Genomic DNA, 2,523 nt, shown 5'->3' on the forward strand with positions numbered 1-2,523 from the left:
TGTGAAGGAAATCGGGCACCGGCAGGTGTACGATATCCTCCAAAGCAGGAAGCCGCGGGCCGCGGATGCTGGCCTATGGGGTTTTCGGTTTTCGCCCTGGTTTGAGGCGCGGGCAACAGCCGCCCGGGCGGGCATCTGTGGGCTGGGAGGATGTCGTCTGGCGCTGGGTTTGGCTTGGCTTATGGCTTTGACGAAGGCGTGAGGTGTGGGTCGGCACGCGGAGCGGCATCGTCAACGCGAGCGTCATCATGGCCGGAAGCGCACAGGTCGCGCGGCGGGATGAAGGCGAGCCATGCCGGGTCATGGGGCAGTGGTCCCGGTCGGGTTGGTGTCATCCGGCGGTGCGCGGGGCTGGCGCCATCGTTCGAAGGTTTCGATGACGACCATGCGTCCTCCGCAGCATGGGCATGGCGGGCGGGCGTCCTCGTGTTCGACCGGCGGGGCAGCCGGCACGGGCGGGGCGACACCGAGCAGTTGGCGGGCGTGTTCGAGGTGAGCCTTGCGGGTGGCGCCAGCGAGCAGGCCGTAATGACGGATGCGGTGGAAGCCCTTCGGGAGAACGTGGATCAGGAAACGGCGGATGAACTCGTCAGCGGCCAGCGTCATCACCTGCTGCCGGTCGGCGACATCGTTGCGATAATTCTTGTAGCGCAATGTCACTCCGGTCTCGTCGAAGCGGACGAGGCGGCTGTTCGAGATCGCCACGCGGTGGGTGTAGCGCGACAGATAGGCGAGCACCGCCTGCGGTCCCGCGAACGGCGGTTTAGCATAGACGACCCAGTTCTTTTTCCGGACCGGGGACAGGTGTCGCAGGAAGACGCGGCGGTCGGCGAGTGCCGCAAGACTGCCGAAGAAGCCGAGCCGTCCCGCGTCGTACAGCGCCATCAGCCGGGTCAGGAACAGGCGGCGGAACAGCTTGCCGAGTACGCGCACCGGCAGCAGGAACGCCGGGCGTGACGAGACCCAGCGGTTGCCGTCCGGGGACAGCCCGCCGCCCGGCACGATCATGTGGATGTGCGGGTGGTGGGTCATCGCCGACCCCCAGGTGTGAAGGACTGCGGTGATGCCGATGCGGGCGCCGAGATGCTTCGGGTCAGCGGCGATGGTCGTCATCGTCTCGGACGCTGCCTGGAACAGCAGGCCGTAGACCGCAGCTTTGTTCTGGTAGGCGATGTCGGCGACCTCGGCCGGCAGCGTGAAGACGACGTGGAAATAGCCGACCGGCAGCAGGTCGGCCTCGCGCTCGGCAAGCCATGTTCGCGCGGCCGCACCCTGGCACCGCGGGCAGTGCCGGTTGCGACAGCTGTTATAGGCCACCCGCCAGTGCCCGCAGTCGGTGCATCCCTCGGTGTGACCGCCGAGCGCAGCGGTGCGGCAATGTTCGACAGCCGACATGACCTTGAGCTGGTCGAGGCTAAGATGCCCGGCATGGGCGGTCCGGTACGCAGGACCGGCAGCGCGGAAGATGTCGGCGACCTCGAGTGAGGCGCGCACGCGGCGTCAACCGGGGGGTGGTTTGCCCTCCATCAGCGCCATCAACCGGTCGAGCGGCCCCGTCACCGCATGGATCGTGCGCGTGGCGACCTTGGTGTAGAGCGCGGTCGTCTCGAGCTTGCTGTGCCCGAGCAGGACCTGGATGACGCGGATGTCGACGTCCTGTTCGAGCAGGTGCGTCGCAAAACTATGCCGCAGCGTGTGCGGGCTGACCCGCTTGCGGATGCCCGCCGCTTCGGCCGCCTCACAGACGGCACGGTGGAGTTGCCGCGTCGAGATAGGATCGGTGTAGCTGCGCCCCGGAAACAGCCAGCCATGGGGCAACAGGACGCTGCGACGTTTTCCCTCGCGCCACCAAAGCCGCAGCAGTTCGAGCAACTGCGGCGACAGCATCGCGTTTCGGTCCTTGCGCCCCTTGCCCTCCTCGATGCGGATCAGCATGCGTTTGCTGTCGATGTCGTCGGCTCTGAGGTGCGCGACCTCGGACACCCGCAATCCGGCGCCGTACGCGACGCCCAGCGCCGCGCGGTACTTGATGCCCGGTGCCGCCTCGAGTAGCCGCGCTACCTCCTCGACGCTCAGCACGTTGGGCAGCTTGCGGGGACGTGACGCCAGGACCAGCTTGCGCGACAGGTCGGGCCGGTCGAGCGTCACGCCGAACAGGAAGCGCAGCGCTGACACGGTGGCGCCGATGACGGACTCCCCGACACCGTGCTCGCGCTGGTGAAGCTGGAAGCGCCGTACGTCCTCGGCGGTCGCGGTCTCCGGCGAGCGTCGCAGGAACGCCGCAAAGGCACGGACGTGGCGGACATAGTCGTGCTGGGTACGCGACCGCATCGAGCGCATCGCCATGTCGTCGAGCATGCGCTGACGCAGCGGCGTAACGGACTGTTCGGTGGGTAGAGTCGCCATGATGAAGTTCCTCTCGTTGAAGGAACTCCATCGTCTGCCGCCGCTGCCGCAGGGCAAAACCTCAGCGCAAGCGCGCTACCTCACCGCCACCACCACTGCCGCGCAGCGGCTTCGTGC

Annotated in this window: 3 protein-coding genes; 1 reads left to right on the plus strand and 2 read right to left on the minus strand. The window is 67.4% G+C overall.

The features are described from left to right. On the plus strand, positions 1-202 hold a 202-nt coding region (locus tag WC597_RS17125), incomplete at its 5' end, for a hypothetical protein (protein ID WP_372695276.1). Between the two features lie 98 nt (positions 203-300). Here WC597_RS17125 and WC597_RS17130 read toward each other — a convergent pair. Both WC597_RS17130 and WC597_RS17135 read right to left on the minus strand, forming a co-directional pair. Next, entirely contained in the window at positions 301-1,494 is a 1,194-nt protein-coding gene (locus WC597_RS17130; protein ID WP_372695278.1) for an IS91 family transposase, read from the minus strand. A 6-nt stretch (positions 1,495-1,500) separates the two neighbouring features. Beyond that, positions 1,501-2,406 carry a tyrosine-type recombinase/integrase gene (locus tag WC597_RS17135; RefSeq protein WP_372695280.1) on the minus strand — a complete coding sequence of 302 codons (906 nt, stop codon included), beginning with the start codon at positions 2,404-2,406 and terminating at the stop codon, positions 1,501-1,503. Positions 2,407-2,523 lie beyond the last annotated feature (117 nt).

Source organism: Brevundimonas sp. (genome assembly GCF_041648115.1).
Lineage (GTDB): Bacteria > Pseudomonadota > Alphaproteobacteria > Caulobacterales > Caulobacteraceae > Brevundimonas.